Here is a 26,058-nt window from a genome sequence, read left to right as displayed (position 1 = left end):
CTGGATCGCCCCGCCGCGCCCCGAGGCCCGGCCCGGCCCGGCCCGCGGCGCTAGAACGCCTTGAAGGTCAGCGTCGTCAGGCTGCGGTCGATATGGGGGATGTCGAGGATCCTGTCGTTGATGTAGCGGCCCACATCCTCGCCCTCGGGGATGTAGACCTTCATCAGCAGGTCGTATTCGCCCGAGGTCGAATACAGTTCGGAGACGAACTCGCGATCGTAGATGGCATCGGCGACCTCGTAGGTCCGGCCGGGGGCGCAGCGCAGCTGAATGAAGACCAGGGTCATCGAAGCTCTCCTCTCGGCGCCAAACTGCCGGGCCGGGAGGAGGAGTGCAATCGGGATTTCGCCGCTCAGCGCGGGCGTTCGACGCAGAGGCTCACCCGCCCGGTGCCGACGAGCCCGTCGCCGGTCAGCAGCACCTCGACCGGCGCGGGATGGCTGATGAAGCCGAGCGGGCTCGCGGTCGGGCCGTAGGCGCCGCTCTGGTGCACCGCGATCAGGTCGTCCTCCGCGAGCGGCGGCAGCCGCGCCCCGCGCGCCAGCCTGTCGATCGAGGTGCAGAGCGGGCCGGAGATGTCCACTTCCTCCGCCGGCCCCGCGCCGCCGACGACATGCATCCGGTAGTTCCGGGCGATCACCATGCCGAAATGGCCCGAGGCCGGCAGGTGGTCGTTCATGCCCCCGTCGCAGATCGCGAGGCTCCGCCCGCGCGAGCGTTTCACCGCGACGACGCGCGTCAGAAAATACCCCGCCTCGCCCACCAGATAGCGCCCGAGTTCCAGCGCCAGCCGCGTCTCCGCGAAGCGTGGCTTCGCGCGCAGCGCGTCGAGCGCGGGCACGATGCCGGCCGCGACCGCGCCGAGGTCGAGCGGCGCGTCCCCTTCGTGATAGGGAATGCCGAGCCCGGAGCCGAAGACGAGCCGCCGCGGCGCGAGATCGTGGCGCGCGCAGACCCGCTCGAAGATGTCGAGAAAGATCGCGTAGTTCTCGACGATCGCCTCGGCGCGCAGGCATTGCGTGCCGGAATAGATGTGCAGCCCCGCGAGGCGCAGGTTCGGCAGCGCCGCGATCGCGGGCAGCGTCGTGTCGATCTCCTCGACATCGACGCCGAAGGGGCTGGGCCGCCCGGCCATGTGATCGCCGAAGCCCTTCGGCACGCGGTCGGGCGAGATCCGGATCATCACGTCCTGCCGCCGCCCGAGCGCGCCCGCGATGGCATTCGCGCGCCGCGCCTCGCCCGCGGATTCGAGGATGAGTTCGCCGAGCCCGCCCGCGATCGCCTCGCGCAACTCGCCGTCGCGCTTGCCGGGCCCGGTGAAGCTCGCCCGGTCCGGCGCCCAGCCGGCGTTGCGCGCCCGGTGGAACTCCCCGATCGAGGAGACGTCGAGAAAGTCGATCCGCTCGCGCAGCCAGCCGAGCAGCGCCGGGTTCGGATTGGCCTTGACCGCGTAGCTGAGCGCGAACCGCCCGCCGAAGGCGGCGCGGAGCTCCGCGATCCGCGCCTCGATGGCCCGCGTGTCGTAGAGGAACTGCGGCGTGCCGAACCGGCTCGCCGAGCGCGCGAGCATCCGGTCGAACGGCTCGAGCCCGGACGCGGGGAGATCGCCGCCGTCCATCACGCGGCGGCCGCGTTGGCGAAGGCGACGATGCGGCCGGGCGTGTCGAAATTCTCGAGCGTCACCTGATCGGCGCGGACCTGGATCGCCGCCTGTTCCTCGACGAAGGCGATGAGGTTCATCATCGCCACGGAATCGAGCGCGCCGCTGGTGAAGAGCGCGCTCTCGGGCGTCACCTCGCCCTCGACGCGGAGCGCGTCCCTCAGGAACAGGATCAGTCGGTCGGCGGTCAGGCTCATCGGTCCGGTTCTCCCGTGACGGTGGATCGGAGGGGTGGGTCAGAGGGTCGGGTGGCGCGGCGTGTCGGCGGCGCTGCGCCTGATCACCTCGGGCCGGGCGAGCTTGCCGCTCGACGTGCGGGGCATCGCCTCGGGCCAGACATGGACGCGTCTCGGCACCATGTAGCCGGGCATCACCGCGCGGCAGTGCGCCATCAGCCCGGCGAGTTCGAATCCGGGCAGCGGCGTCACCGCGACATGGACGGCCTGGCCCAGATGGTCGTCCGCGACGCCGAAGGCGACCGCGTCGCCCACCATTCCCGAGCGGCAGACCAGATCCTCGACCTCGTCGGGGCTGAGGCGGAAGCCGCTCGTCTTGATCATCGCGTCGTCGCGCGAGACGAACCAGAGATCGCCGTCCTCGTCGACGCGCACCGTGTCGCCGCTGTGGACGACCGGCTCGTCCCCGATCAGCGCGCGCAGCGCCGGGCAGGGCCGGATCCGCTCCGCCGTCAGATCGGGCCGGCCCCAGTAGCCGAGGCTGACGAGCGGCCCGCGGTGAACGAGCTCGCCCTGCTCGCCCGGGCCGGCGAGGCGCCCGTCCTTCGTGATGACATGGACCTCGTTGCCCGGGATCGCCCGGCCGATGGCGCCCATCTTCGCCGCGAAGCGTTTCGGCGAGAGGAAGGTCGAGCGGAAGGCCTCCGTCAGCCCGTACATCAGGTAGATGTCCGCGCCGGGAAAGACCTCCGGCATGCGGTCGAGGATGTTGAGCGGGATCTTCCCGCCGGAATTGGTCACCCGGCGCAGCGCCGGGAAGGCGCGCGGCGCGTCGCCCAGCAGGCGCACGATCTGGCCCCAGAGCGGCGGCACCGCGGCCACGCCGGTCACCTCCTCGCGCGCCATCGTCGCCACCACCTCCGCCGCGAGCGGCACCGGCTGATGCACCACCGTGCCCCCGAGAAGCAGCATGGTGGTGAGCTGGTTCAGCCCGTAGTCGAAACTGTAGGGCAGGACGCCGAGCAGCCGTTCCTCCGCGCCGAGGCGCAGGTAGCGCGCGACCGAGCGCGCGCCGGCGAGGATGTTGCGATGGCTCAGCATCACCCCCTTCGGCCGCCCGGTCGAGCCGGAGGTATAGATGAGCATCGCAAGCTCGCTCTCGAGCCGCCGGACTTCCGGCCCCACGCAGCCCGGCGGCAGATCGGCCCAGCCGTCGAACCCGGGAAGCCGCGGCGCCTCCCCGTGGACGAGCACGCGCATCACCGATCCCGGCAGCCCCTGGCGGGCGAGCCCCGCCGCGGCGCGCGGCTCCACGATCATCACCCGCGCGCCGCAATCCCCGGCGACGAAGGCGAGCTGCTCGGCCGTCCATTGCGTGTTCACGTTGACGACGACGCCGCCGACCTTCGCGACCGCGAGCATGGCCGCGACCTCCGCCCGGCTCTTGCGCAGATGGACGATGACGCGCTCGCCCGGCGGCAGCCGCCAGGCCTTGAGATAACCGGCGAGCCGGTCGACCTCGGCGGCGAGCGCGCCATAGGTGATCCGCGCGTCGGGATCGACGAGCGCGACCTTCTCCGCCCGGTCGGGCAGGTTGTCGGCGAAGAGCTGGTAGAGCGTGGCGCTGAGGGCGTTCTTCATGCGAGGGCGGTGATGAGGGGGAGAAGGAGCGGCGAGAGGCCGGCGAGCGCGGCGGCGGGCGTTCGGAACGGAGTCAACCGGGGGTAGATCCGGGCCGGCGAGCCGACGACGACGCAATCGTCGGGCACATCGGTCGTGACGGCGGTGTTCGCGGCGATCCGCACGCGGTCCCCGATGCGAATCGCGCCGAGCACGGTCGAATTGACGCCGATGAAGACGTCGTCGCCGATCACCGGCGCGCCCTCGCCCATGTTGGTGCCGATCGTGACGTTGTGCATGACGCCGAGCCGCTTGCCGATCACCGCGTCGGGATGGATCGAAAGCGAGCCTTCGGCATGGACGATATGGAACCCCTCGCCCAGCGTCACCTGGGGCGGGATCCATATCTTGGTGATATTGCAGACGAAAATCGCGAGAAGCCCGTAGCTCTTGCTCGCGAGCCAGCGCGCCGGCCGCGTGGCGCGGGCGCGGCCCCAGCGGCCGTAGCGGTAGAGGGCGAGGGAAACGAAGGCGGGATCGGCGAGCGAACGCCCGTGACGCCGGTAGTCGGCCTTGATCTCGGAGAATGGCATTCGTCGTTTCCCGCGCCGGACGTCGCTTCGTCCACGAGAGCGGTGATCGCAGGGCGGCGTTAAAGGAGCGTTACAGACCCCGTCGCCGCGCGATCACGTCGAGCGTCGCCTCGACCTCGGCGGGCGGAACGTGGAACCCCCCGCTCCCGCCCGCGCCGAGGATGAGGGCGAAGCCCTGCCCGCGCCGGTCGGTCACGATCTTCAGGACCGAGGTCACCCGGTCCGGCGGCTGCAGCGTCAGCAGCGTCGCCTCCGGATCCATCGCCACCAGCCCGTGGCAGAGATGGCTGCCCTCGACCCCGGCGATGACGCGCGCGCCGGCGCAGGCCGCGATCAGCCCCCGCGCGTCGTGGGCGAGCGGATCGACGATGGCGAAGCCGTGCCGGTCCCGCAGCCGCGTCGCGATTTCCGCCTCGTTGATCAGGAGCCGCCGGTCGCCGCTCTCGCCCCGCGTCAGGAACACCCCCGGCCGGGGCGGCGCGTCGATCCCGGCGCGGAGCCGCGCGCTCATCCGCTCCGCCCGCGCCCGGCGGTCGGCGTTGTTGGCCTGGTCGTCGAGCAGGATCAGCTCGTCGAACCGGCGACGTGCGAAGCGGCGGGGGCTCTGGCCGAGCAGGTGTTCGTAGTCGCGCGCGTGGCCCGTCGGCGCGGGCGCGGTCGCGACGGGCGGGCCGAAGCATTCCGCGAGCGCGTAGGCGAGGCAATCGTCGGTGAGCCAGTTCCCGAACCAGCGGTTGCCGGCCCAGCTCTCGTAGAGCACGCCGCTGGCATGCTCCTCCGGGACCGGAGGCAGCAGCCGCGCCTTCGCCTCGGGGCGCAGATGGCGCCGGGCGCTCCCGGCGTAGAGCACGCCGTCGACGAGATCGACGCCGCGCAGCGCATGGCCGAGCGTCGGCCCCTCCCGGGTCTCGAACCCGCCCCGCAGGTGTCGGACCACCTCCGGGGCCGTGCCGAAGCGGGTGGCCCGGATCCGCTCGATCTGGCCCTCCAGGAACAGCGCGGGCGGCACGAAGCGGGTCTCGGGCGGCGCGATCTCCCAGCGCTCGCGCGCCAGCGCCTCGATCCCGCTCCCCCCGCCGACCAGCCGCCTCACGAGCCCCATCGCCGGCCGCCAGGACAACATCGCGCACCCTCCGTCTCCGATCCGAGCCGCCGACACTGGCGCCGGAAGCTTGCGGAATGCTTGACGGCCCCGGTCAGTCGTCCCCCTCCGGATGGTAGCAGGCGCTCAGGTGGTCCGCGCGGCCGGGCGCGGAGTCGCGCGGCGGGAAGGCGGTCAGGCAGATGTCGCTCCGCCGCGGGCAGCGGGCATGGAACGGGCAGCCCGGCGGCGGGTGGTAGGGATCGGGCAGTTCCGCCTCCCCCTCCTCCGGCGGCGCCACCGCCCGGCCCGGCGCCGGGACCGAGGCGAGCAGCAGCCGGGTATAGGGATGCCGCGGCCGGGCGAAGACATCCGCCACCCGGCCGATCTCGACCAGATGGCCGAAATACATCACCGCCACCCGGTCGCTCACGCTCTCGATCACGGCGAGGTCGTGGCTGATGAAGACATAGGTCAGGCCGAAACGCTCGCGCAGCCCGTCGAGGATGTTGAGCACCTGCGCCTGGACCGAGACATCGAGCGCGGAGACCGGCTCGTCGAGCACGATCAGGTCCGGCTCGGCGGCGAGGGCGCGGGCGATCCCGATCCGCTGCGCCTGCCCGCCGGAGAATTCGTGCGGATAGCGGTCGAGATGTTCGGGCGCGAGATTGACCGCCTCCATCAGGTCCGCGAGCCGCCTCCCGCGCGCCGCGCCGTCGAGGCCGCGCAGGTGGCGGAGCGGCGCCTCGAGGATGGCGCGGATCGTCCTGCGCGGATTGAGCGAGGCCACCGGATCCTGGAACACGTACTGGATCCGCCGCGCCAGCGCGCGCGGATCGCGCCGCGCCTCCGCGACGAGGTCGCGCCCGTCGAGCGTGATCCGCCCCGCCGTCGGCCGGTCGAGCCCGACGATCATCCGCGCGAGCGTGGACTTGCCGCAGCCCGACTCGCCGACGATGCCGAGCGTCTCGCCCCGCCGCAGGTCGAGCGTCACCTCACGCACCGCGTGCACCCCGGGCCGCGCGCGGCCGAAAAGCGTGCGCCCGCCGCCGAAGACCCGCTCCAGCCGGTCGATATCGAGGAAGGCCGCGCCGCTCACGCCCGCTCTCCCGGCGCGAGCGGGTGAAGGCAGCGCACCGCCCGTCCCCCGCCCCGGCCCCCGAGCGCGATCTCGCCCGCGCGGCAGTCCGCCGTCGCCCGCGGGCAGCGCGGCGCGAAGGCGCAGCCCTCGGGCAGCCGGTTCGCCGGCGGCGGCCGGCCCGGGATCGCGTCGAGCCGCCGGTGAGGCGCGCCGAGCACCGGAACGCAGGCGATGAGCCGCGCGGTATAGGGATGCGCCGGAGCCTCGAGAATCGCCCGCGTCGGCCCTTCCTCCACCACGCGGCCCGCGTACATGACCGCGACCCGGTCGCAGATCGTCGAGACAACGCCGAAATCATGGGTGATGAACAGGACCGCCGCGTCGCGCTCGCGCCGGAGCCGCTCGATCAGCGCGAGGATGCGCGCCTGCACCGTGACGTCGAGCGCGGTGGTCGGCTCGTCCGCGATCATCACCTCGGGATCGTTGGCGAGCGCCATGGCGACGCAGACCCGCTGGCGCATCCCGCCGGAAAGCTCGTGCGGATAGGCCCGCGCCCGCTCGGCCGGGTTCGGGATCCGGACCAGCCCGAGCAGTTCCTCCGCCCGCGCCTCGGCCGCGCGGCGGGTGAGCGGCGCATGGGCGCGGATCGCCTCGACGAGCTGCGCCCCCACGGTGAGGAGCGGATGCAGCGTCGAGAGCGGATCCTGGAACACATGCGCGACGGCCGCGCCGCGCAGCCGCCGGATCGCCTCGTCCGGCATGCCGAAGAGATCCTCGCCGTCGAGCAGCGCGGCGCCGCCCGCGATCCGGCCCGGCGGCGTCGGCACCAGCCCCATGATCGACATCGCCGTGACCGACTTGCCCGAGCCCGATTCCCCGACGAGGCCGAGGCATTCCCCCCGGCCGAGCTTCAGATCGACGCCGCCCGCGGCCCGGTGGACCTCGCCGCCGATCTCGAACTCGGTCTCGAGCCCCCGGACGTCGAGCACCGCCGCCGGGTCGGGCGTCAGGGCGGGCACCCGGCGCCGCGCGACCTTGGTCCGCGCCACCGGCCGCGTCAGAGCGCCCGATCTCAGCCGCGGGTCGAGCACGTCGCGCAGCCCGTCGCCCGCGAGGTTGATGCCCATCACGAGCGCGAAGATCATGAGCCCCGGCACCATCGCCACATGCGGCGCGGTGAAGAGCACGGCCCGCCCCTCCCCCAGCATCGAGCCGAGATCGGCCCGGGGCGGCTGCGCGCCGAGGCCGAGGAAGGAGAGCCCCGCGGTCTCGAGGATCATCCAGCCGATCGTGGTCGAGATGGTGACGACGATGACCGGCATCACGTTCGGGAGGATCTCCCCGAACAGGATCCCGGCGTGCGACCGGCCCGAGAGCCGCGCCGCCGCGACGAAGTCGCGCCGCGCGAGGCCGAGCGTCACGCCCCGGATGTTGCGCGCGAAGAAGGGTATGTTGACGAGCGCGATCGCGTAGAGCGCGTTCAGGAGCCCGGGGCCGAGCACCGCGACGATCGCGAGCGCGAGCAGGATGTAGGGAAAGGCCATCACCATGTCGACGCCCCGCATCAGCAGCCCGTCCACCCGGCCGCCCGCGTAGCCGGCGACGAGGCCGACGAGCGAGCCCGCGACCGCCGCGATCAACGTCGCGGAGAGGCCGACCGCGAGGCTGACGCGCGTGCCCCAGACGAGTCGCGAGAGGATGTCGCGGCCGAGCGCGTCGGTTCCGAGCGGGTGGCCCGGCGCGAGCGGCCGCGCCAGCCGCTCCGCCGGCGCGGTCAGGTCCGGATCCGGCAGCGGGAGAAGCGGCGCGGCGAGCGCCGCGACCACGATGAGGCCGAGGACGAGGAGCCCGGCCGCGGCCAGCCGGTTGGCGAGCAGGAGCCGCCAGAACCCCGGCCGCCCGCCGGTCCGCGCCGGGGCGGCGGTCGCGCCGGCCATCAGCGCAGCCTCGGATCGATGAGGGTCTGGGCGATGTCGGCGGCGAGGTTGAAGAGCACATAGGCCGCCGCGACCACCAGCACGCCCCCCTGCGCGAGCAGGATGTCGCGCGTCGCGATCGCATTGACGAGCATCGAGCCGATGCCCGGCCACTGGAACACCGTCTCGACATAGACCGCGCCGCCGAGCACGAAACCCGCCTGGATGCCGATCACCGGGATGACCGGGACGAGCGCGGCGCGGAACGCGTGGACCCGGATCACCCGCCGCTCGCGCAGCCCCTTGGCGCGGGCGGTGCGGATGTAGTCCTGGCGCAGCACCTCGAGCATCGCGGTCCGCGTCAGCCGCGCGATGACGCCGGTCGCGACGACGGCGAGCGTGAGCGCGGGCAGGACGAGGTGCCAGGCGAGATCCTTCAGATCGCCGCCGCCGTAGATCGCGTACATTCCGCTCGCCGGGAACCAGCGCAGCCGCACGGCGAACACGAGGATCAGCAGCAGGCCGAGGAAGAAGGAGGGCGTCGAGATCCCGATCAGCACGGCGAAGGTGACGGCCCGGTCCGTCCAGCCGAACTGCCGCGCCGCCGATACGACCCCGGCGAGAAGCCCCAGCAGCGAGGCGAGGACGAGCGCCGTCCCCGCGAGAACGAGCGTCGCCTGGAACCGCTCCAGCACCTCGTCGAGCACCGGCCGGTTCAGCGCGTAGGACCGGCCGAGATCCCCGTGGAGGATGTTGCCGAGCCAGATCAGGTACCGCCGCGGCGGCGGCTGGTCGAGGCCGAGGTCGCGGTTGAGCGCCGCGACGTTCTCGGGCGTCGCATAGGCGCCGAGGATCGCGGTCGCCGGATCGCCCGGGATCATCGCCATGATCAGGAAGACGATGACCGAGAGGCCGATCAGCACCGGTATCGCGGCCGCGAGCCGCTTCAGGACATGGAGGCCCATGCGCGCTCCCTTGGGCTGGACCCCGGCCGCGCGGGCCGGGGCGGCTGGCGCGTCAGGGTTTCGACACGTCGTGAAGCAGCAGGAAGAAGGAAGGTTCCAGCGCGAAACCCTCGACCGCCGCCGAGGTCACCGCGCTCTGCTTCCAGTTCGCGACGAAGAGCCAGGGCGCGTCGTCATGCACGATCCGGTCCACCTGACGGTAGAGCGCGCCGCGCGCCTCCTGGTCCGTCGCGCGCCGCGCCTCCGCGAGCAGCCGGTCCACCTCCGGGTTGGAATAGTAGCCGGAATTGAACCCGCCCTCCGCCGGCATCGCCTCGCTCCGGAGCGCGAGATAGGGCAGCGTGTCGGGATCGTTGGTCATCCAGGCCATCTCGGCCATGTCCGCCTGCCCCTCGAGCCCGCCGTTCACCTTGCCGAGGAAGGTGTTCCACTCGTAGGTCTCGATCTTCGCGGGCATGCCGACCGCCTTCAGATCCGCCTGGATCGCCGTTCCCATCGCCACCGGGTCGAGCATGCCCGAACCGCCGTCCGCGACGTAGAAGGTCACTTCCGACCCGTCGTAGCCCGCCTCCGCGAGCAGCGCCTTCGCCTTCTCCGGATCGTGGGGATAGGGCTCCACACCCGGATCATGCGCGAAGGCGAAGGCGGGCGGGATCGGCCCGGCGGCGACATCGGCCGTGCCCTGGAGCACGTTCGCGACCAGCCCCTGCTTGTCGACCGCGTAGTTCACCGCCTGGCGCGCCGCCTTGCTCGCGAAGGGCCCCTCCTTCGTGTTCAGGATCAGGAACCACAGATGCGGCCCGGCCTGCTCGTAGACCTTGACGTTGGGATCGTCGCGGAACTGGGCGAGCCCGTCCGGCGGCACCTCGACCATCACGTCGAGCCCGCCCGACATCATCTCCGCGAGCCGGGTATTGGCATCGGTGATCGGCCGGAAGATCGCCGCCTCCAGCTTCGGCGCGCCGTCCCAGTAATCCTCGTTCCGGCTGACGACGACGCGGTTGTTCGCCTGCCATTCCTCGAACCGGAACGGGCCGGTGCCGCTCGGGTGCCGGCCGAAATCCTTGCCGTATTCCTTCACCGCCGCCGGCGAGACGATGAGCCCGGTCGGATAGGCGAGGTTGGAGAGAAGCGGCGCGTAGGGTTCGGAGAGACGGAACTGCACCGTCAGCGGATCGACGACCGTCACCTCCGCGACCGAGGAGAAGAAGAAGGCGAGTGGAAAGGGCCCCGTATCGTGATAGGGGTGATCCTCGCGCAGCATCCGGTCGAAGTTGAACTTCACCGCCTCCGCGTCGAAGGCGGAACCGTCGTGGAACGTGACCCCGTCGCGCAGGTGGAACGTATAGGTCTTCGCGTCGTCGGAAATCTCCCAGCTTTCGGCCAGCGCCGGCTCGACCTCGAGCGTGCCGGGCCGGTAGCGCACCAGGCCGTCGTAGAGATTGACGAGGATCCGGAAGTCGTTGGAGGCGGTCGCGGCGTGCGGATCGAGCGACTTCGGCTCGGCGATCTGCCCGACGACGAGCACGTTCGGCGGCGTCTGGGCCAGCGCCGGCGCCGCGGCGGCGAGCGCCGACAGGACGGCCGAGGCGACCGCGGCCAGGATCATTCGCATCTTTTCCTCCCTTGACGCGGTTCAGGAGGGCGGCCGCCGCGAACGGAGCCGGCCGCCCGCCCCCCACACTAGGGACTGAGCCCGTCGCGTCCACCCCGGGCGCGGAGGTTTCGCCCGGAGGGCGCGGAAAGGAGGGGCCGCCGCGCCCGCGCCGCGATCAGCCGCGGCGTTCGATCACCGCGATCAGGTCGCCGACGCAGGAAAGCTCCGCGATGTCGCGGGCGCTGAACTTGATCCCGAACTCGTCCTCGATCGCGTAGATCAGTTCGATATGGCTGACCGAATCCCAGGCCGCCACGTCGTCCGCGGTCATTTCGCGGGTCAGCACGATGGCTTCGTCGCCGAAGGTGGATCGGAAGACCTCGGTCAGGCGCTCGACGACATCGGACACCGGGCAATACCCCTCAAGCTTCGGTCCAGTTGATTTCGATCGGAACCTCCGGCCGCGTCAAGGGCTCGGCCGGACCCGCCCAGCGGACCGTTCCGTCCGGGGCGCGTTCGATCTCCGCGAGGCCGAGCCGCGCGTAGAGTTCCGCGACCATGCCGTTGCGCCCGGTCGGGACATGAACCCCCTCGATCCGGGAGCAGCCCGCCGCGAGCGCGATCCGCGCGAGCTCGCCCACCACGGCGTCCTCGACGCCCCGGCCGAGCACGCGGCAGCTCATCAGGAGCGTGTCGATCTCGAGCACGCGCCCGGCGGGATCGTCGCGCTCGATCCCGATCGCGACCGCGATCAGCCCGTGATCGGCGAAGCGGTCGCGGAGCCGCGCCCAGATCCCGTGCGCCCCCGGCCGGCCGAGCAGGCGTTCGAGCTCGGCGGCGTTCCGGCGCCGGGTCGTCAGGTTGAACTGGTTGGTCTTGTTGATGAGCTGGACCACGCGGCTCATGTTGAGCGGATCGACACGGCCGAAGCTCGCCCGCATGTCGAGGCTCGCCTGATAGTCCGCGAGGGAGCCCGCCGAGGCCCTGAGCGTCAGCGCCTCGGCCCGCGCGCGATACTGCTCGGCGCGGGCGCGGTCGCTCGCGGTGAAGGCCGAGGGTTCGAAATACGGATACTGCTCGATCGCGCGGCGGTAGCCGGTCGGATCCTCGGGCAGGATCGGCACGTCGACCTCCGGCAGCGCGCGGCGGACCTCGGCCCGCTCGTAGGGGTTGTCGTCGAAGAAGGCGAGCGAATCGAGGCCGAGGTCGAGCCGGGCGGCCACGCTCCGCAGATTGTCCGATTTCGGCTGCCAGTTCACGACGAAGGCGGCGAAATCCTCCTCCCGGAGCACCATCTCGGGATGCTCCCGGAACGCCGCGCGCGCCACCGCCTCGTCGTTCTTGGAACAGGCCGCGAGCAGGATGCCGCGCCCGCGCAGCTCCTTCAGCGCGAGCTGGAAATCGGCGTAGGCCTCGCCAATGGCATTGCCGCCGAGCGTTATGCCCTCGACGCCGTCGTCGCCGATCACCCCGCCCCAGAGCGTGTTGTCGAGATCGAGCACCAGGCACCGCCGCGAGAAGCCGATCCGCGCCGCCAGCACCGCCGCGGTGTGCCGGGCGAGCAGCGGCAGCGCGTCCGGCCCGTAGGGCATCTTGGCCATGTACCAGCCCCGGTCGTCGAACCAGGCCTCCGCGCCGAGCCGCCCGGCCAGCGCCTGCACGTTCAGGAAGCCCACGTCCTCCGTGGTCGCGCGCTCGGCGAGCAGGCGGTTGACGCGCGCGACGATGGTCCGCCGCGCCCCGGCGAGGCCGGCGGCGTAATGCCCGAGCGGGTCTCCGCCCGAGGTGGCGAAACCGTGCTGGATGATGATCGGCGCGGAGCGCGCGCGCAGCGCCTGCCAGACCGCCGACCAGCGCGCCACCGCCGCCTCGGCATCGGCCTCCGGCGCGTCGGAAAAGGGCTTCAGCCCCAGCGCGCGCTGATCGGGCGCGAGCACGACCGCCTCGGGCTCCCAGGCGTGGAGCGCGGAGCCGGGATCGAGCGTCGCGTTGAAATACTGGCCGAAATCGGGCTCGTATATCTCGAGCGCGAGGCCGAGGCGGGCCGCGGCGAGGCGCAGCATCGCGCCGAAGGCGCTGGTGGTCCAGGTGCCGACCAGCGCGACCCGGAGCCGCCGGCGCACGCGCGGCCAGGTCTCGGGCGGGCAGCGGTCGAGGATCCGGGCCGCGCTGGCCCATGTCCGGAAGCTCGGCGCGGTATCGACGACGGGCATGAGCCAGGCCGCCGCCTCCTCGGGCCGGCCCGCCTCGAGATGCGCGCGCGCGAGGCGCACGCAGAGCCCGCCGCGCGGGATCTCGCTCAGGAGCGCCGCCTCCTCGTAGACGGAGGCCGCCTCGTCGAAGCGCCGCGCGGCGAGGAAACGGTTGCCGGTCTCCTTGAGGGCGGCGAGGGCGGGACGTGGCGCGACCATGCCTCAGCCGCCTCCCGCGGCGCGTTCCGCCCGGCGGGGCGGCGGGGCCATGATCCGGACCGGCGGCGCCGCGACGATGCTGCCGGCGGGCACGTCGCGCATCACGACCGCGTTCGCGGCGATCCTGACGTCGTCCCCGATCCGCGCCGCGCCCGCGACGATCGCTCCGGCGCCGACCTCGACCCGGTCGCCGAGCACCGGCACGCTGCCGGGGCCGCGGCTTCCGGCGAAGCCGATCGTCACGCCCTGGCGGATGACGCAGTCGTCGCCGAGCCGGGCGCGGGCATGGATGACGATGCCGCCCTGGTTCACGATCTTCAGCCGCCGCCCGACGCGCGACGAGGCGGGAAGCGCGATTCCGAAGCAGTTGCGGATGAAATAGACCGGCACCGAGAGCAGGCGGCGGATGATCGCGCGCGGCAGCCACGGCCGGCCATTGGCCCAGACCCCGATCCGGTAGAAGGCGACCGCGAGAAATCCCGGCTTCAGCGCCGTGACCTCGAGCGTGGTCGAATGAGTCGCGTAATCCTCGCGGAGATAGCCCCAGAGCTCGGCGAGCGTGCCGATCACGGGCAACGCGCGCGCGCCCGGGCCATCCGTCCCCCGTCTCTCCCCGCCCTCGGTCATCGACACCCGCTCGAACCGTCCCGATGCCCACAATTGGCGCCACGCGGCGCGAAAGCAAGGGAGCGGCCGATGGGAACGGCGCGGCCTCGGCGGGCGCGGCCGGCGAAACCCGTTGGGAATCCGCGCCGCCGGATGGCCCCGGCGGGACCGGACACGGAGTCTTGAATGATCGGAAAATGGAGGCGACGACCGGAATCGAACCGGTGTGGACGGATTTGCAATCCGCTGCGTCACCACTCCGCCACGTCGCCAACCGGCGGAAGCTATTTCACTTTTCGGAACGTGGCGCAAGGGCGCGATCGATGTTTTGCACATTGTTTTGCACATTCTCGATTCGGCCCGGATTCGTTCCATGGGTAGAGCGCCGGATTAGAAGTCCGCGCATATTTCGTGCGAAGTCAGTAGCTTAACCGTCCGAGAGTATCAGGACATAGCGTGATCGAAGGGAGAATCTGATACCATGGATCAAGGATGGAAATGCCCGGCTTGCGGCGCCGGAAATGCGCCTTGGGTCGCCCAGTGCCCTTGCGCCAAGGCCAAGGGCGCATCCGACGATTGGAAGGCATGGAAGGGCGAAGGGCCCCCTCCGCGCTATTGGTTCGTAACGGATCCGAGCACCGGCTCTCTGACGAAGGTCTATCGATCCTATGATGACTATGTCGGCTAACCCCGCCTAGGCATCAGGACAGCGACAGGGGGAGACCCGATGGACGATACGCGGACCAAGCTGGAGGTGGCGCTGGCGAAACCCCTACCGGGCGATGACGCGCCGATCGACATGGACGAGTTTGACCCGTGGGAGGATGTGATTCACGGCATCTACGGCGGCTACTCCTCGGAGAGCGACGCCATGATGATCGCGGCGCTCAAGGCTGTCCGCGACAAGACGCAGGCGGAGTTCATGGATCAATGGGGTTTCGCCGGGGAGTTCGCGCTTTACGTTCTGGCTGGGCACGGCCTCACCGAATATGGCACGTCTCCGCGCTACGCTTGGCCCTCTCCCGAGATCGCGGGCCTTTGGGATCAGATCATCGCGAAGTGGGAGGCATTCTCGGCAATCAGATGGCCCGCCTGACCCTAGCCCCTCCCCCGCGCCTGTGCTAAGGTGCGGGGGCGCGGAAGGCGGATAAGCTCCGCAGTAGGACTGGTGGGGGCAGGCGTCCGGAAGCCGTTCAATCCGTTGAGGCGAAAGCGACCTTGGCGGCTAAGTGGAAGCCCTCAGAGCCGGAGTAGCGCCCGGCCCGCGCATCACCCCTCGGTACTACCGAGGGTCATTCACACCGCCACCGCTCCACCCGCCACCCAGGCCTGACCTCGCGCGCGATCTCCGGCTGGGCGAGCATGCACGCGAGCATCGACGGCGCCGGATAGCGGTGCTCCTCGCACAGCAGGCCGGCGCAGAGGGTGAGGATCAGGGTCACGCGATCGTCCCTTCATCCTGCGACGGCAGGATCCAGAGCCGCACGTTGTCGACCAGCGCCGTGTCGTCGCGGATGCCGGTCACGCCATCCCACACGAATGTGAAGGTGAGCGTCCCGGCAGTCTCCGGCCGGAAGATGTGCATCCCGTAATACCAGTCGGTGAGGTTGCCCGCGCCGGGGGTGAGCGTCAGGTTGGTGGCGATGTTCTGCGCGTCGGCCGCGACAGAGGGGAACACCGTCGCCGTCCCCGCCGTGACGCGGATGCGGGGCTGCATGGTCCCCGCCGAGCCGAAGGTGGCCCCGACCTGCTTGTAGGCGAGCGCCGTCGTGATGCAGAGGAATTTGCCGACCAGGTGCTTCGGAATGTCGAAGGTCAGCGAGAAATTGGCCGTGCCCGACGAGCCCGTGCCGGTCAGCGCGAGCGCGCTCGTCCCGGAGATGAACTCCCCCGCCGTGCTCGAGATCGCCGCGGTGCAGACGTTGAGCGTGAGGCCCGCCGTTGAAGTCCCGTCGATCAGTTCCTTGACCAGCCGCAGGCCGTCGATGTCGATCGGGAGCCGGCCCTTGGTGAACGGCGTGTCGATGAACAGCTTCCAGTCGGTGAGCGAGAAGGCGTTCGAGTCGTTCGACCGCAGCGGCGGCATGCACGGGAGGGAGATCATCCCCTCGGTCTGCGTGGTGGCGATCCACTTCGATGCCTCGGCCGCGAAGGTCGCGCCGGTCGTGAACGGGATCTGATCGGCCTTCGGCGCATAGACCGTGCCGCTGTCGGTCACGAGGAACCCGCCATGCGAGACGAGCAGGCCGGCGGTAAACGCGGTCGTCGGCGCCTTGTCGACGGTGGCGAGCGCGCCGAGCTGCGACGTGCCGAGCGCGCTGAACTTCACCGCGCCGCCTCGGGGGGCGGAGATCCGCGCGCCGTCGTAGGCGGCCAGGAGGAAGGTGGCCTTCCGCCCCATCAGCTTCGAGCACGCGCCGATGTACATCTCGATGGCGCCCTGCGCGGCGATCGCCGGGCCGAGGCTCGCGTTGTTGACGCCGCCGGCATGGGTCAGGCCCGGGTTCTCGAAATAGCCGTTCGTCACGGTGATGACCGCCGGCACATAGTCGGTCGAGTAATTCGCCGCCATGATCAGGCCCTTGTGCCCGGTCTGGATGCGGCACATGTCGAGCGCGGCGTGGCCTTCCTCCCAGCCCGGCCCGCCGACGATGTAGAGCGAATACCCCGTCGCCGCGCTCATCTCGCATTGGGTGAAATGGTGGAAGCACCGCATCTCGACGCTATGGCTGTCCACGTCGATGATCGAGGCCGAGCCATCGCGATTGCCGGCGCGGCGGAAGATGCAGCCGATGGAGCGCCCGTTGGCATACTCCATGATGAGGCCATTCCGCTTCTTCGCGCCGTAGACGAAAAGCCCCTGCCCGAAATACCGGAGCGTGTCGCCCTCGACGCCGCCGCCGACCTGAAGCAGGATCTCGGCGGTGTAGTCCGACATGATCGAGAAGTCGCGAAGGTTGGTCCCGGTCCCGTCCGCCAGCACGCCCGCCGACGCGCCGGAGCACCAGAGCCCGGACTGCGCGTTGCCCGTGCCGATGATGGCCCGGCCGGCCGGGTTGATCGGGCCGGCGATGTTCGGCCAGCCGTCGAGATAGAGGTCGTACCCGGCGTCGAGAGCCGCCTGAAGCTTGTCCGTGGAATCGGCCGCGCTCACCGCCGCCGCCTGCGTCCGCGCGACCTCGCACCCGAGTTGCGAGGCCGAGACCATGCCATTCGGGTTGCGGACCGGGTTCAGGAGCAGGTTCGGCATGGCGAGGATGCCCGCCGGAGCCGCCGCATAGAAGAACGGCCCGCCGCGCAGCATCTGCCCTTCCGCGACCGCGACGGTATCGCCCGGGGCACTGGCGGCGAGCAGCGCGGCGGGGGTGTCGAAGGTGGTATCCTTCAGCCGATCCACATCCGCGATCGCGCCGTTGATCTTGGCCCGGATGTCCCCGCCGCCCTCGTCGTTTGCAAAGCTGCGGTCGGTCATCCATCGCTCCAGTTCGAGGTATCGTGCCAGGGGGAGTGATCGGACCAGAAGCCGATCGCGATCAGGTCGCCCGCGATGACGGTGAGGGGGTCAGTCTCGCGCACCGTCACGCCGTCCGCTCCGGTCGCTGTGACCTCCAGCGTGATCGCGGCGCCGAACAGCGCATCGGGGATGACCCACGACGCAGGCTTGTCGATCTCGGCGCCATCCGCGAGCCAGCGGAACGCGAGATCGGTCACGCTCCAGAGGCCGAGGTTCGCGCTGATCGTGCCGCCGACGCTGGGCGCCCCGAGGATGCCGGGCGTATAGGGCGTGCTGGGCGCGACGAGGCAGGCCGGCAGCTGCGGCCCCGCCTGCCCGCCGCCCGCCTCCGCGCCCCAAAGCAGGATCTTGCCCGGCCCCTCCGGCCCGCTCGGCAGGCCCTGCCGCAGGTAGCGCGCGAGCCGGTGCGCCGGGACCGGGCGGCCCCAATAGCCGTGCGGCTTCGCGGCGATCATTTCCCCGCGCCCTTCATCCGCGAGATTTCCTCGGCGCGTCGCGCGCTGCCAAGCGAACTCCCGAAATAGAAGTAGATGACCGCTGCCGAGAAGCCGCCGAACTGCCCCAGGATGTACATGGCCGTCGACGAAGGCTCCTTGCCCTCGGGCGTGACCTTGAAGATGTAGACGCTGAGGGCGACGGTGATCGCCAGGACGAGAGGCGCGAGAGCGGCTCGCATCCAGTCATCTACCCCTCGCGTCGCCCGCGCGTCCTGCACATCCGCGGTGGCAATCCGCGCCAGTTCCTCGGCGCTGTCCGCCGCCCGCGCCTCGCGCCGCTCGTCGACCTTCGCCATCTCGACCTCGAGCGCGCGCATCTGCGCCAGCGCCTCCGGGTCCGCCTCGAGCGCGTCGCGGATGACCTCCGGCGAGGCCTCGGCCGCGCCGATGCGCTTGGCGATCTCCTGCCCAGTCGCGAGCACCGCGCCCGGCGCGCCACCTACCAGCGCGCCCCCCACCGCCGACAGGCCGATGCCCCTCAGTTCCTCGCCCAGGTCCTGCCAGTTCATGCCTGCCCTCCGGGGATGGCGCCCAGCCACGCCAGCGCGCCCGGCGGGGCGCTGTTGATCCACGCCGCCCAGGCGCTCGCCTGCGCGTCTCCGGCGGGCTCCGGGGCCTGCGCCGGCTCCGGGCCATCCTCGGGCCAGCCAGCCGCCTCCAGCGCCCCCTCGAACGCCTCCGCGAGCCGCGCGACCTCGGCGGCCCTGTCGGTTCCGTTGATGATCCTGCGGTCGTCCTCGTAGCCGGGGATGCGCTCGGCATCCTCGAGGCTGATCCCGGTGAACCAGCCCTCTTCCATGCCGGAGAAAAGGATCGCGACGGCCGGCCCCATCTGCAGGGCGAGGTCGGGGGTCTGGACGAGCGGCAAGCCGAGCTCGCGCCCGGCGCGGGCGTAGTTGCCCCGCCCGGTCAGCTGCACCAGCCCGCGCCCGAGGAAGGTGTACCCGTCCGCCGGGCCGTTCCCGAGGCGCCCGGAATAGACCCGGTTCGCCAGCGCGCGCGGGTTCCTCACGAATGGCGTCGCGTCGCGGTCGGATTTGAACCGCGCCGGCCAGACTGCCCGGATCCGCTCCGCGCTCGTGTAGTAGAGATTCTCGCGCTTCGGCTTCATGTCGGCGCCGCATTCCCAGCGCGCCGTCGCGAGGATGTAGGCGAGATGCCGCAGCTTGGTCCCGCGCTTCTCCGCCTCGTCGAGGATCGCGTCGCACGTCACCACCGCCGGCGCGGGGATCGCCCGTCCGAACACCGGGCCGCCGCGCAGCGCGTCGAAGAAGGCCTTGCGGTTCATCTCTCGCGCGCCCTGCTTTCCTCGATGGACTTCCGCAGGTCGCGCACGTCAGCGCCGATGCCGGTCAGCTGCGCGCCGAGGCCCTGCAGCTGGGCCGAGACGCCGGCATACTGGTTCTCGGTCGCGCGCACCCGCGCCTCGAGGCCCTCGCGCGCGGCGCGGCCTGCCTTGACCGCCTCGTCGATGTATCGCTGGGTGTCGACCTGGCGCTGGTCCGCGCGCTCCTTGCCCTCGGCCTGCTCGGTCTGGATGGCGGCCGCGCGCTGCTCGAGCGCATCGACCCGGTAATAGAGCTTCGCACCCAGGGCGATGATGGAAACGAGGGCGATGACCGTCCCGACTGTCAGCCGGCGCTCGATCGTCCAGCCGCCGACGTGCCAATCCTGATCGGGGGGCGATTCAATGCGAGATTGCGTCAAGGGGGCTTATCCGGTGCTCACCCCGCGAGGGGAGATCGCGCGCCGCGCTGTCACCGGCTGCATCGGGCGCCGTAGCCCGCGCCGCTGATCCGCGCGGCGCACCCGTAGACCACCGGCGTCGCCGCCGGTCCCTTACCCTTATACCGCGAACCGCCTATCGCGGCAAGCGAAGGGCGGCCGAAGCCGCCCCCTGAGGCTCAGAGCAGGAAGCTATCCGCCCCGTAATCCGCCGCATGCACATCCGCGCCGTCGAGCAGCGCGATCGTCATCTCCGCGCGCCCCGTGTCGAGATGCACGAGCGTGGTGGTCTTGCCCACGTCCTCCAGCCAGACGCGCCCGGTGCCGTGCCAGTCGTCGGGGCCGGCGAACTGCCACTCCTGCGAGCCGGAGCGGTAGCGGTTCGCATCCGCGCCGGAGAGGTCGATCACGTCCTCGCCGATGTGGAAGTCCGCGATCCGGTCGCGCTCGCCGCTCCGGACGTAGCCGAACACGAACTCGTCCTCGCCGCCGTTGCCGGTCAGGTGGTCGTTGCTCTGTCCGCCGATCAGGCGGTCCGCGCCGTCCGAGCCGATGAGCGTGTCCGCGCCCTGGTTGCCGGTGAGGACGTTCCCGTCTCCGCCGGTGACGCTCATCCGGTCATTGCCAGCGCCGCCCTCCAGAGAGGCCAGCCCCGATTCAGTCGTGATGATCTCGACGCTGATCCGGTCGGCCCCTTCGCCGCCAGAGACGAGCACGTCCGCCGTCCGCCCCTCGGCCCGGCCGGAGATCTCATCGTCCCCGTCCCCGCCGTAGAGCGTGAGGTAGGCCCCGCCGCCATGGGCGTTGACCTCGCCGCGCATCACGTCGTCGCCGTTCCAGCCGTTGATGACGCAATCGAGGTAGTTCCCCGGCGCGGCATCGACCCACTCGAACGAGGCCGAGAGATGGTCGTTTCCGGCGCCGCCGAGGACAGATCCGGGGATGGCTACGCCGTCCTCCCCCGGGCCGTCGATCCGAAAGAACATGAAGATCGTATCGTCGCCGTCGCCGCCTCTGATCACTTGGCCCGGGTCGAGAGCCAGAATGTCGTCGTCGCCGTCGGTCCCGTCGAACTCGTTATACGAGCCGGTAATCGTGAACATGGATTCCACCCCAATCATTCAGGGGTAGAATTGTCCCGTGGCGACATGGGGTTGGTCAAGCGCCTTAGCTGGTGAAGTAGCTCGCCGGGACCTCCGTCACGGTCGATTTCCCTTCGACTATGGCAACCGCGCAATCGGCCATCGAAAACCAGGGGAGCAGGCCGTAGAGGTAGCTCGAGCCCAGCACGCGCTCGGTCCACGTCCAGTTCTTCGAATTCGAGCCGTCGCCGCCGTTGCGCGTGTCGTGCGCGAAATCGAGCCATCCGACCTTGTCGCGGGTGATCTCGCGGGTGAAGGCGTTCGCCACCTTCAGGCGGGCGGCGGATTCGATGACCTTGGGGTCGGTGCGCGACATGGCCCCGGAGACGAGCCCGGCGAGCAGCGCGTAGATGCCCGCGCGCCACGGCGAGGCGGCGTATTCCATCGACGAGCGCGGCCCCTCGGCGTCGACCCCGTCCATGTCGTCGTGCATGCCGGTCTGGCCGTCTCCGGCCGTCAGGGCGTTGAGCGCGCCCGTCGCCGTGCCCTTGATCTTTCCCCGGCCGTTGAAATCGCCCTTGTTCGGCTGGACCGGGTTCTGACACTTCTGCCCGAAGCAGTAATCGAGCTCGCGGCAGGTGATGCCGACCAGATCGGTGAGCGCCAGGCCGCCGCTGTCCCACTTCGCGCAGCGGTTCGCGATCTGCGCGTAGGTCGGGGCCGCCTTGCCGTTGTTCGGCCGCGTCGGGGCAAAGCTCTTGGCCGCGTTCGTCAGGCCGGCGTTGTTCAGTTCGTCGTAGAAGGCCTGCACCTTGGCGGTCGTGTTGACCGATTTCAGCACGTCGTCGCCGGCCTTTCCGCCGCCGAAGAAGCAGGCGCCGATGGTGACGAGCCAGCGCGGCGGGCATCGGAAGTTCGCCCGGCTGGTGAAGTTGGTCGGATTCGCATAGCCGAGCATGTCGCCCCAGGTGGCGCTGTCGTCGTCCCGCGCGACCACGGCGCCGGCGATCATCTGCGCCTTGACGAGCAGCGTAACCTTGTTCTTCTCGGCGCTGGTCAGGTCGCCCCACTGGTTCGGATCGTAGCGCGCGAACACCGCGGCGGCCGTGAACGCGATCTCGTGCTGGGCGCCATAGGATGCGACCGCCGGCGGGCAGGCCGACCCGACGAGGCAGGAGCGCAGCCACTTGAGCGCGAGCGCACGGAGGTTCGCATCCCCCGCCAGCGCGGCGTAGCCCGCCACGGGGCCGATGGAGCCTCGCGTCCCGATCCCCGTCGAAGAATCGTAGGCGGTGCGCGTCGAGGCAAACCCGGAGGTATCCCGGTAGAACGAGTTCCGCGCCTGGTTCGTCCCCGTCCCCGTCGCGAACGGCACCGGAAACGACGTCGCCGCCGGCGTGCTCAGCCCGACGATGTCGAACGGCGTCTTTGACCCCGCGAGGCGCATCTGGCCGCTGCTGTCATGCACCCACCAGAGACGCGGATAGGCCTTGCCCCCGACCGGGCGCTTGCCGGTGGTGTAGTAGGTCAGGCTCGCGGTGACGGCCACGCCATCCGCGCTCGGCGCCGGTTCTTCCCCGCTCATGATCTCGCGGCGCAGCGTGAAATCGCCCGAGGCCGTCGTCGCGGTCACGGTGATGTCGGCCGTCGTCGTCATCTTGAGGTGGCCGCTCTCGCCGCCGAAGCCCTGCGCGGTCGCGACGGCGGGATCGGTGACTTCCGAGACCGCCCACTTCGCATCCGGCACGTCGGCGGGCCAGGTCAGCCCGGAGGCGTCCTCGCTGCCCTTGATCTCGACCGCCGCCACGAACTGCACGCCGGAGCCCGCCGTGGTGACGGTGTGCGGCACGTCGTCGGCCGCCGCCCACGCCGTCGCCGGGGCCGCCGTCGAGCGCGAGATGGTCTTGCGGATGCCGTTGGTCGACTGCACGACCAGCGTCGCGTCGGGCCGCAGCCCGGGCGCCTGCGCGGTCTGCGCGGTCGCGTGAAAGGCGATGTCGAGCACGATGGAGTTCGCGCCCTCGAGCGTGAGCCCCGGGTGGTCGAGGTTGAGCCCGCCAGACTGCCAGGTAAGCGCCGACGGCGTGCCCTCGAGCGTGTTCGCGCCGATCGGGTCCGACCAGTCGACGCCATCGATCGAGATGTAGGTCGGGCGCCCGTCGCCCCAATCCCCGAGCGCGCCGTCGGCGCCATCGCTGGCGCAGCGCCGCCACGCGATGGCCTGCGACTGGCCCGAGCTCGTCGCGTTGATCAGCACGTTCCAGAGGTATTGCCCGGAGAAGGAGCCCGAGAGATCCGGCACCGAGAAGCCGCCCGCGCTGTTGAAGCGCACCGCGGCGAGGATCATGGAATCGGTAGCGTAGTCGGTGAAGTCGGCCGACCCGGCGGTATTCGAGCCGCCGACCGCGCGCACGGAGGGAACGGCGGCGGTTCCGACCGCCGTCACCGCGAGGTTGAAGCTGTCGGACACGGAGCCCCCCGAATTGGTCGCGGTGACGGTGACGGCGGTGGAGGCCAGCGCCTCGGAGACGTTGATGCTCAGGGTCTGCTCGTCGGCGTTGTAGGTGACGAGATCCGCGCCCCCGGAATCCTTCGGCCCGGCGACGGAGACGGTGTAACCCGAGCCCGAGAACACGCCCGAAATGTCGACGCTCTCGTAGGATCCGCTCTCCTGCGAAAGCGTCTGGTCCGAGATCGACCCGCCGAGCGTCGGAGCGGCGTAGGTGATCGACACGTCGGCCGTCACATAGGAGGTCGTCCCGGTGGCGTTGGTCGCCTTGACCCGGCAGGCGAGCTTGGTCAGGTCGTCGTCCGGGACCGGGGTATAGCTGCTCGCCGTCGCGCCGGGGATCACGACGCGATCCCGGAGCCACTCATAGGTGTAGCCGGTCGGGCTGTTCGTCCAGGTGCCGTTGCTGACGGCGTGCGCCGTCCCGATCTTGCCGAGCGCGGCGCTGGTGATGGCGGGGGCAGTGACGACCGCCGGGGCGCCCGAGGGGATCAGGCCTTGCACCGTGAACGACTTCTGCTCGCTCGCCTGATGCCAGATCGAGCCACCGGCCTCGCGATAGAGCAGGATGGCGAACTGCGTCTCCCCGACAGCCGCCCCGGTGGCGCCGAGGATGTTGCCGCCGGGCGCGATCGCCACCGCCGCTGCCTGAATCGCGGAGAGGTTCGCGGGCGCATAGGTCAGCGGCCCGAGATAGACGAAGGCCTCCATGTCCGCCGGGATGACCCGGGACACGTCGAGCGTGGCGCGCGGCAGGCCGACGACCGAGCCCGAGATCGTGCCGTCGCGCTCCTCGGCCAGCGTCCAGTCGTCGCCCGGGACGAAATAGCTGTCATCCTGATCGACCGCCACCGTCGAGGCCGCGCTGGCCGCGCCGACGCCCGCGCTCGAAACCGCGGCGACGCGGACATAGGCGTTCCACGACGCGACCGCCCATTGCCAGATCTCGGGGTAGAGCGCGGGGGTGAAGGACAGCGAATAGGGCATCGGCTGGCTCGCCGGGATCTCGACGACGAGCCCCGCGCCGTCGACCATGATCCGGTAGGCCGTGACCGGCTGCGACGAGGCCGGGGCCGCGAAGATGTTCACGTCGATCCGCTGGCCTTCCTCGAACTGCATCGGCGCCGAGAAGTTCGTCCCCGAGACCATCTGCGCGGGGAGGGCCGGGTTCGGCGTATCGACCACGGCCGAGGCGAGCACGGTGCGGCCGTCGTCCGAGACGAGGGAGAAATGGAATTCCGACCCGAGGCCCATGCCCCCGGTGTTCACCTGCAGGATCGCGTAGCCCTCGGCGGCCTTCACCAGATCGACCGGGAGCCCTTCGCCATCGTCGAGCGCGGTCCGCACCGCCTCGCCGCTCACGGTCATCCCGTTGGCCGCGTCGAGCGCGTCCTGCGCCGTCACCTTCGCGTCGTTCGCGACCGACTTCGCCGCGTTCACGTCGGCCAGCGTGGCCTTCTCGAGCAGCTGATCCGCCAGCGCGTCTATGGCCTCGATCGGGAGCCGATCCGACCCGGTGAGCTTGACCAGAGCCGCGCGGATCACCGCGCCGAGTTCGGAAAGCTGGACGATCTCGCTCATCAGGCCCCCACGGAAAGAACGATCGCGACCTGATCCGCCCCGTCGTAGACCTGGGCGCCGGCGGCGAAGACGAAGTAGATGGACGGGTCGCCCGCGACCGGGACCATGACCGGCGCGGACCACGGGCCGGGGCCTAGGTCGCTCACCGCGCGGACCGAGATCGGCAGCACCTGCCCGGCGTCGACGAGCGGGACCAGCACGAGGTATTCGCCCGGAACCGTCGCGCCGAGCGAGAAGGCCTCGCCGCCGTAGGTCCATTCCAGATCGATGATCCGGCCCTTGCCGTCGCCGTAGCGCGCCACGTCGCCCGCGTCCGGCAGGGCGTCGATGCGGATCGTGACCTCGCCGGGGCCGCTCACAGCGCCGGCCTCCCGACCGCGTGGAGCATGGCCGCCGTGACCTGGTTCCCCGCCACGAAATTGGGCGCGCCGAGCACGCGGCTGATGTAGACCTCCACCGTATCGGGATCGACCCAGCGCGAGCGGATGATGCCGAGCGCCGTCGTCTCGACACCGATCAGGGTCGACCCGGTGTTCGCGTCGAGCGAAACCGTCACCTGCGGCCGCTCGGAGAAGCCCTTCATCATGTTCCAGGTGAACACCAGGGAGCCCGCCGAGTTGAACTCGAACACGGCATTGCGGTGCCAGCAGTTCAGCGAGCCGGGCGTGCGCGTGTAGCTCTGGTACGAGCTGTTCGAGCCGGTCTCGTAGTCCCGCTCCCACGCCGACCACTGGCCGCCCTGCAGCGTCCGCCGCCACGGCGACGAGTTGGTCGTTTCGAGCGGGTAGTAGGTCTGATGGATGAAGGAGAAGCCGCGCACGGTCTGGCAGATCCCGCGCCCGGCGCCCGGCGGAACCCCCACCGTCGCGGCGTTCGCGGCCGAGACCAGCTGCCAGCCGGTCGGGATGTTCACGTCGTCGAGCGCCCCCGCGGTGCCCTTCTCCGGCACGGTCGAGCCGAGGCCGAAGGCGCCGACCGCCATCAGAGCGCCCGGCGTCTCGTCGGTGGCCGAGGCCTGCTTCGTGATCCCGAGCGCCGCGCGCGCGACGGAGGGGTCGAGCAGGTCGGTGAGGTTGTTCGCCGCGAGCAGCGCGCCCGGGTTGTCGGCCAGCGTCTCGCGCGTCGTCGAGTTGATCCGGTCCGCGTCGTAGACGATGGCGCCGTTCTGGTCCTTCACGACCATCCGGTAGGGGCCGGACAGGAACACCTCGCAGGAGCCGGCCGCGTCGAGTGTGGCCGGGTTCGGCCCGACGACGGTCCCGGCCTGGTCCGCGTAGACGGTGCGGAGCGTGGTGGTCTGCGCGGCGTAGAACGTGACGGTCCCGAAGCTGACCGGGCGGCCGGTCGCCGGGTTGAGCGCGACGAATCGCGGGGAGCTCAGGCGGGGAAGATTGAGATCAGCCACGGCCGGGGGCGGTGCTCCACTCGGGAGGCGCGCATCGCG

The 26,058-nt window shown here is 70.8% G+C and carries 24 protein-coding genes and 1 tRNA gene; 1 reads left to right on the top strand and 24 read right to left on the bottom strand.

Annotated elements, in window-relative coordinates:
* Positions 1–50: 50 nt before the first annotated feature.
* From FJM51_RS03510 to FJM51_RS03445, 14 genes are all read right to left on the bottom strand, one after another.
* Positions 51–287, bottom strand: coding sequence for an Lrp/AsnC family transcriptional regulator (locus tag FJM51_RS03510; RefSeq protein ID WP_140452724.1), 237 nt, complete (start codon positions 285–287; stop codon positions 51–53).
* A gap of 65 nt (positions 288–352) precedes the next feature.
* On the bottom strand, positions 353–1,618 hold the full coding sequence (locus tag FJM51_RS03505) for a type III PLP-dependent enzyme (RefSeq protein ID WP_140452723.1): 1,266 nt from the start codon (positions 1,616–1,618) through the stop codon (positions 353–355).
* Positions 1,618–1,857, bottom strand: a complete 240-nt coding sequence (locus tag FJM51_RS03500) for an acyl carrier protein (protein ID WP_140452722.1) — start codon at positions 1,855–1,857, stop codon at positions 1,618–1,620. The genes FJM51_RS03505 and FJM51_RS03500 overlap by 1 nt, the downstream gene beginning before the upstream one ends.
* 39 nt (positions 1,858–1,896) lie before the next feature.
* Complete coding sequence (locus FJM51_RS03495) at positions 1,897–3,477, bottom strand: AMP-binding protein (protein ID WP_140452721.1); 1,581 nt, start codon at positions 3,475–3,477, stop codon at positions 1,897–1,899.
* A complete protein-coding gene (locus tag FJM51_RS03490; protein WP_140452720.1) occupies positions 3,474–4,049 on the bottom strand; it encodes a serine acetyltransferase in 576 nt (191 codons plus the stop codon). The genes FJM51_RS03495 and FJM51_RS03490 overlap by 4 nt, the downstream gene beginning before the upstream one ends.
* Positions 4,050–4,119: 70 nt before the next feature.
* Positions 4,120–5,172, bottom strand: coding sequence for a glycosyltransferase 61 family protein (locus FJM51_RS03485; RefSeq protein WP_140452719.1), 1,053 nt, complete (start codon positions 5,170–5,172; stop codon positions 4,120–4,122).
* 73 nt (positions 5,173–5,245) lie between these two features.
* Positions 5,246–6,229: an ABC transporter ATP-binding protein gene (locus FJM51_RS03480; RefSeq protein ID WP_140452718.1), complete on the bottom strand. Its 984-nt coding sequence runs from the start codon at positions 6,227–6,229 to the stop codon at positions 5,246–5,248.
* Positions 6,226–8,148 carry a dipeptide/oligopeptide/nickel ABC transporter permease/ATP-binding protein gene (locus tag FJM51_RS03475; protein WP_140452717.1) on the bottom strand — a complete coding sequence of 641 codons (1,923 nt, stop codon included), beginning with the start codon at positions 8,146–8,148 and terminating at the stop codon, positions 6,226–6,228. Before FJM51_RS03475 ends, FJM51_RS03480 begins: the two co-directional genes overlap by 4 nt.
* Positions 8,148–9,092, bottom strand: a complete 945-nt coding sequence (locus tag FJM51_RS03470) for an ABC transporter permease (RefSeq protein WP_140452716.1) — start codon at positions 9,090–9,092, stop codon at positions 8,148–8,150. The genes FJM51_RS03475 and FJM51_RS03470 overlap by 1 nt, the downstream gene beginning before the upstream one ends.
* Before the next feature lie 52 nt (positions 9,093–9,144).
* Positions 9,145–10,707 (bottom strand): ABC transporter substrate-binding protein, encoded by a 1,563-nt coding sequence (locus FJM51_RS03465; RefSeq protein WP_140452715.1) that lies wholly within the window; start codon positions 10,705–10,707, stop codon positions 9,145–9,147.
* A gap of 157 nt (positions 10,708–10,864) precedes the next feature.
* A complete protein-coding gene (locus tag FJM51_RS03460) occupies positions 10,865–11,098 on the bottom strand; it encodes an acyl carrier protein (RefSeq protein ID WP_140452714.1) in 234 nt (77 codons plus the stop codon).
* A 13-nt stretch (positions 11,099–11,111) separates the two neighbouring features.
* Positions 11,112–13,100 carry an HAD-IIIC family phosphatase gene (locus FJM51_RS03455; protein ID WP_140452713.1) on the bottom strand — a complete coding sequence of 663 codons (1,989 nt, stop codon included), beginning with the start codon at positions 13,098–13,100 and terminating at the stop codon, positions 11,112–11,114.
* Positions 13,101–13,103: 3 nt separating this feature from the next.
* Positions 13,104–13,670 (bottom strand): LbetaH domain-containing protein, encoded by a 567-nt coding sequence (locus tag FJM51_RS03450; protein ID WP_233712975.1) that lies wholly within the window; start codon positions 13,668–13,670, stop codon positions 13,104–13,106.
* 234 nt (positions 13,671–13,904) lie between these two features.
* Positions 13,905–13,978, bottom strand: a tRNA-Cys gene (locus FJM51_RS03445).
* Between the two features lie 455 nt (positions 13,979–14,433).
* Between FJM51_RS03445 and FJM51_RS03440 the strand changes: the two genes are divergently transcribed.
* Positions 14,434–14,802 carry a hypothetical protein gene (locus FJM51_RS03440; RefSeq protein ID WP_140452711.1) on the top strand — a complete coding sequence of 123 codons (369 nt, stop codon included), beginning with the start codon at positions 14,434–14,436 and terminating at the stop codon, positions 14,800–14,802.
* A gap of 196 nt (positions 14,803–14,998) precedes the next feature.
* Here the strand turns inward: FJM51_RS03440 and FJM51_RS23685 are convergent, their stop codons facing one another.
* From FJM51_RS23685 to FJM51_RS03395, 10 genes are all read right to left on the bottom strand, one after another.
* Positions 14,999–15,148, bottom strand: coding sequence for a hypothetical protein (locus FJM51_RS23685; protein ID WP_181164432.1), 150 nt, complete (start codon positions 15,146–15,148; stop codon positions 14,999–15,001).
* Positions 15,145–17,178 (bottom strand): hypothetical protein, encoded by a 2,034-nt coding sequence (locus FJM51_RS03435; RefSeq protein ID WP_140452710.1) that lies wholly within the window; start codon positions 17,176–17,178, stop codon positions 15,145–15,147. The genes FJM51_RS23685 and FJM51_RS03435 overlap by 4 nt, the downstream gene beginning before the upstream one ends.
* Complete coding sequence (locus tag FJM51_RS03430; protein ID WP_140452709.1) at positions 17,175–17,675, bottom strand: hypothetical protein; 501 nt, start codon at positions 17,673–17,675, stop codon at positions 17,175–17,177. The genes FJM51_RS03435 and FJM51_RS03430 overlap by 4 nt, the downstream gene beginning before the upstream one ends.
* Complete coding sequence (locus FJM51_RS03425; protein ID WP_140452708.1) at positions 17,672–18,226, bottom strand: hypothetical protein; 555 nt, start codon at positions 18,224–18,226, stop codon at positions 17,672–17,674. Before FJM51_RS03425 ends, FJM51_RS03430 begins: the two co-directional genes overlap by 4 nt.
* Positions 18,223–19,005: a hypothetical protein gene (locus FJM51_RS03420; RefSeq protein ID WP_140452707.1), complete on the bottom strand. Its 783-nt coding sequence runs from the start codon at positions 19,003–19,005 to the stop codon at positions 18,223–18,225. Before FJM51_RS03420 ends, FJM51_RS03425 begins: the two co-directional genes overlap by 4 nt.
* Positions 19,002–19,424 (bottom strand): hypothetical protein, encoded by a 423-nt coding sequence (locus tag FJM51_RS03415; protein ID WP_140452706.1) that lies wholly within the window; start codon positions 19,422–19,424, stop codon positions 19,002–19,004. The genes FJM51_RS03420 and FJM51_RS03415 overlap by 4 nt, the downstream gene beginning before the upstream one ends.
* A gap of 197 nt (positions 19,425–19,621) precedes the next feature.
* Positions 19,622–20,545, bottom strand: coding sequence for a calcium-binding protein (locus tag FJM51_RS03410; RefSeq protein ID WP_181164431.1), 924 nt, complete (start codon positions 20,543–20,545; stop codon positions 19,622–19,624).
* 64 nt (positions 20,546–20,609) lie between these two features.
* Positions 20,610–24,614, bottom strand: a complete 4,005-nt coding sequence (locus FJM51_RS03405; protein WP_140452704.1) for a hypothetical protein — start codon at positions 24,612–24,614, stop codon at positions 20,610–20,612.
* Complete coding sequence (locus FJM51_RS03400) at positions 24,614–24,973, bottom strand: glycoside hydrolase family 43 protein (RefSeq protein ID WP_140452703.1); 360 nt, start codon at positions 24,971–24,973, stop codon at positions 24,614–24,616. The genes FJM51_RS03405 and FJM51_RS03400 overlap by 1 nt, the downstream gene beginning before the upstream one ends.
* The gene (locus FJM51_RS03395; protein ID WP_140452702.1) at positions 24,970–26,019 is read right to left on the bottom strand and encodes a hypothetical protein; all 1,050 of its coding nucleotides are present in this window, start codon (positions 26,017–26,019) and stop codon (positions 24,970–24,972) included. The genes FJM51_RS03400 and FJM51_RS03395 overlap by 4 nt, the downstream gene beginning before the upstream one ends.
* Between the last annotated feature and the right edge of the window lie 39 nt (positions 26,020–26,058).

It is taken from the genome of Amaricoccus solimangrovi, from assembly GCF_006385685.1.
In the GTDB taxonomy this organism is placed as follows: Bacteria; Pseudomonadota; Alphaproteobacteria; order Rhodobacterales; family Rhodobacteraceae; genus Amaricoccus; species Amaricoccus solimangrovi.
This window is presented reverse-complemented; position numbering and strand designations above follow the sequence as displayed.